Origin of the sequence: Sphaerochaeta sp. S2 (assembly GCF_016406725.1) — a bacterium.
Lineage (GTDB): Bacteria > Spirochaetota > Spirochaetia > Sphaerochaetales > Sphaerochaetaceae > Sphaerochaeta.
Genome location: NZ_JAEKNT010000366.1, coordinates 1 through 3,238, shown reverse-complemented (window position 1 = coordinate 3,238; position 3,238 = coordinate 1). Strand labels below are relative to the sequence as shown.

Sequence of the window (3,238 nt, the reverse complement as noted above, 5' to 3'; positions counted from 1 at the left end):
GAAAAAAGAAAAGAAAAAAAGAGAAAAGAAGGAGGAAAAAAAAAAAAGAAGAGAAAAAAGAAAAGAAAAAAAAAGAGAAGAGAAAAAGGAAAGAGGGGGTATAAAAAAAGAAAAAGAAGGGAAAGGAGATAGCAGATGGTAAAGTGGGCTGGGAGATGTGAAAAAGAGACAGTAGGAAATCAGAATATGCGGGTAAACAAAAGTAATAAAGGAAAAAGCCAACTATCAATCAGATGCTAAAACGACGAGAACAAAAGGGCCTGTCCCAGACTGTATGCTGTTTCTGAGTCCCTCACGTACTACGATCTCATCCTCTGCAATAAAAACCTTATACATTGAATCCAACCTCTGGAACACTGAAATACACGGTTGTGCCCTTCTTATACCGACTAGTTATTTCCAGCTTCGTGCTTGTATCATAATACAGTTCCAGTCTCTTGTTAACATTATACAGTCCATACACATTGTTCAGATCCTCAGGGTCGGCCGAACCATTGATCTGTTCCATGATATTTGCAAGTTTCTCTTCCGTCATCCCGATACCATTGTCTTCCACGGAAAAACAAAGGCGATTGTTTTCACGCCATCCCTTCACCGACAAGAAGCCGCGACCTCTCTTGTTCTTGATCCCATGGTACAATGCATTTTCAACGAGAGGTTGGAGCACCAACTTCAAAATCTGACATTTTGCCATCTCTGGCGAGTATTCGATTTCATAATCCAAGATGTCCCTATATCGGATTTTCTGAATAGTCAGATAACTCTTGACATGTTCAAACTCCTCACTGACCGTGAGGAAGTCTTTGCCCTTGTTGAGAGAGATCCTGAAAAAGCTTGAAAAAGCGCGGGTAATATCAATTACCTGATCATTCTTCTTCTCTTCAGCAAGCCAGACGATTGTATCGAATGTGTTGTAGAGAAAATGCGGTGTTATCTGGGCCTGTAAGGCTTTCATCTCTGATTTCTGAAGGTTTTGTTGTTCCCGAACATTCTCTGCGATCAAGGCTTGTATTTTTACCGCCATGATATTCAGGTTATCGGTCAGACCGTCAAGCTCGCTCACTTGGGGAAGCTTCACCCTGGCAGTAAAATCTCCCTCAGCAATCTTCTTCGACAGATTCTCAAGCCTTGTGATCGGCGCATTGATACTGGTTGTCACCGAACGCTGGGTAAAGACAGCGAAGATCGTAACAAAGAATACCGTAAAAATCTGAATGACCGTGAGTACAAATGTAATACGCTTATGATGCTCATTTGTGATCGTTGCTGATTCTATAACACGAACGATGAAATCCTGGAGGATGTCTGAGATTAGGGCAGAAACACCTCTGATTTCATCGAGGCTTTCTTCATTTTCACTTACCAGAGAATGGTTTGCCATCTGGTTCCCCAGCCGGTCGACATTTCTCTTGAGCGTATCGACCGCCCGGCCGGCAACCTCAAGCATCTGTCGGTTCTCTCGCTCTTCAGTCGTTCGCATGATGTCATCCAGACTCTCATTGATCCCATCTATGATGGCATACTGGTTGCCTTCATCGAATTTCTTGTTTCCTGCAACGATATCCCAAATCTCGTTGGAGATATCCTCCTTTACTGTCTGGTTGAGACGGTTAGCCTTGCTGACATTGGTTATGATCAGGTCATAGCGGGTCATCTGGACTACAAACGAAAAAACCGTGATAACGGGAGGAGTGATCATCAGAAGGATGATGATCACATAGGATATCTTGATTCTCTCTTTTATGCTTCTGCTTTTAAACACAGAAAAAATCTTATCAACAATAGATATCTTATTTTTCATGCTAGTACCCACGAGGTTCTATGAGGGAGAGGTCATCGGTTTCATAGAACACTTCTTCATGTACATATTGCAGGCGTGGAATACTTTCTCCAGCGGCGAGTTTCTCAGCAAGTTCTATGATTTCAGGGCCGGTTTTTGGGTTGCACTCGATGACACAATTAACCTTTCCTTCACGAAGTGCATCAATGGCTGCCTGCTGTGCATCAATGGTGACAATGACGATGTCAGTACCAGGCACAATTCTTCTCTCTTCCATCGCCTCGATAGCTCCAAGGGTCATTCCATCATTGTGGGAATAAATTATATCGATATCGTCATGCATCTCAAGAAATTCTACCGCCAGTTCGTATCCCTTTGAACGGAGGAAATCACCCGATTTGCTATACACAATCTGGAACTCAGGATGCCCTGCTAGGACTTCCCTGAATCCTTCTGCTCTCCCGTTCGCAACCGAGGAACCTTCTGTACCGAATAATTCCACAATATTGATATGGTCCCCGGTTTTGTCGAAACGCTCACGTTCGTTTTTGAATTTATCCAATAGAAATAATCCAGCATTTCTGCCTTCTTTCAGACTATCGGTTCCAATAAATCCTGCATATAAGGATGGATCTGCAACATCGATTTTCCGGTCGGTAACCAGAACTGGAATTCCGGCATCATGGGCTTCTTGCAGTACATTATCCCAGCCATCGGTAACAATCGGTACAAAGACGATTACATCAACCTGGTAGGCAATAAAGGAACGCAATGCCTTTATCTGATTCTCCTGTTTCTGTTCAGCATTGTCATACACCAGCTGAACGCCACGTTCAGCGGCAGCTTCCTGTACTGAGCGGGTGTTGCATGTTCTCCAGGCGCTTTCAGCACCTATCTGCGAAAAACCAACGATAATACCTTCATCATCAATGGTTTGAGAACGTTTCTCTTCTTGAGCACCGCATCCGACCAAAAAACTTATGATGATGAGAGAAATGATGATAAGGAGTTGCTTACTGATTTGCTTATTGTTATGAAACATTAAAAGAACCTTTATACGCGAGTGTTACCCTATTATACATTCACTACATAAGAATTAACAAGGAAAATAGGGGAGGTGTAGACTCCCCTGCAGGTATACTTGTGGACAACGAATTAATGTATATTACTTCATTAGCGCTGGAGTAGAATGTTCTTCAGGTTCTCAAACAGAACCTCATCATCAATGCACTTCTTTCAGTAATGGTGATACCGTTTCTCATCAGGATATTAGAAAAAATTAGCACTCTTTCCCCAGTCATAATCAACTTCTTTCAGTTGTTCCGGTGAAAGCATGGGATAGAAGATGATTTCTTTGCCTTTCGCAAAATAGAATCCATTATCGATTATCTGATATGAGAACTTAGTATCAAAAGAACGATCTACAGTCTTTGTGATCTTTTCCTTATTGCTCTGAAT

General features: G+C 42.2%; 2 protein-coding genes and 1 pseudogene. All 3 read right to left on the bottom strand.

The annotated features are described in order from the left end of the window. Positions 1-328: 328 nt before the first annotated feature. Positions 329-1,801, bottom strand: a complete 1,473-nt coding sequence (locus JF818_RS10785) for a sensor histidine kinase (RefSeq protein ID WP_198892020.1) — start codon at positions 1,799-1,801, stop codon at positions 329-331. A 1-nt stretch (position 1,802) separates the two neighbouring features. Continuing rightward, the gene (locus tag JF818_RS10780; RefSeq protein WP_198892019.1) at positions 1,803-2,822 is read right to left on the bottom strand and encodes an ABC transporter substrate-binding protein; all 1,020 of its coding nucleotides are present in this window, start codon (positions 2,820-2,822) and stop codon (positions 1,803-1,805) included. Positions 2,823-3,049: 227 nt separating this feature from the next. Continuing rightward, positions 3,050-3,238: pseudogene (locus JF818_RS16420) on the bottom strand (hypothetical protein); the annotation flags it as partial.

Bases quoted from the DNA above. Each gene is read 5' to 3' on its own strand.
- JF818_RS10785 (WP_198892020.1), bottom strand. From the start codon at position 1,801: ATGAAAAATAAGATATCTATTGTTGATAAGATTTTTTCTGTGTTTAAA.
- JF818_RS10780 (WP_198892019.1), bottom strand. From the start codon at position 2,822: ATGTTTCATAACAATAAGCAAATCAGTAAGCAACTCCTTATCATCATT.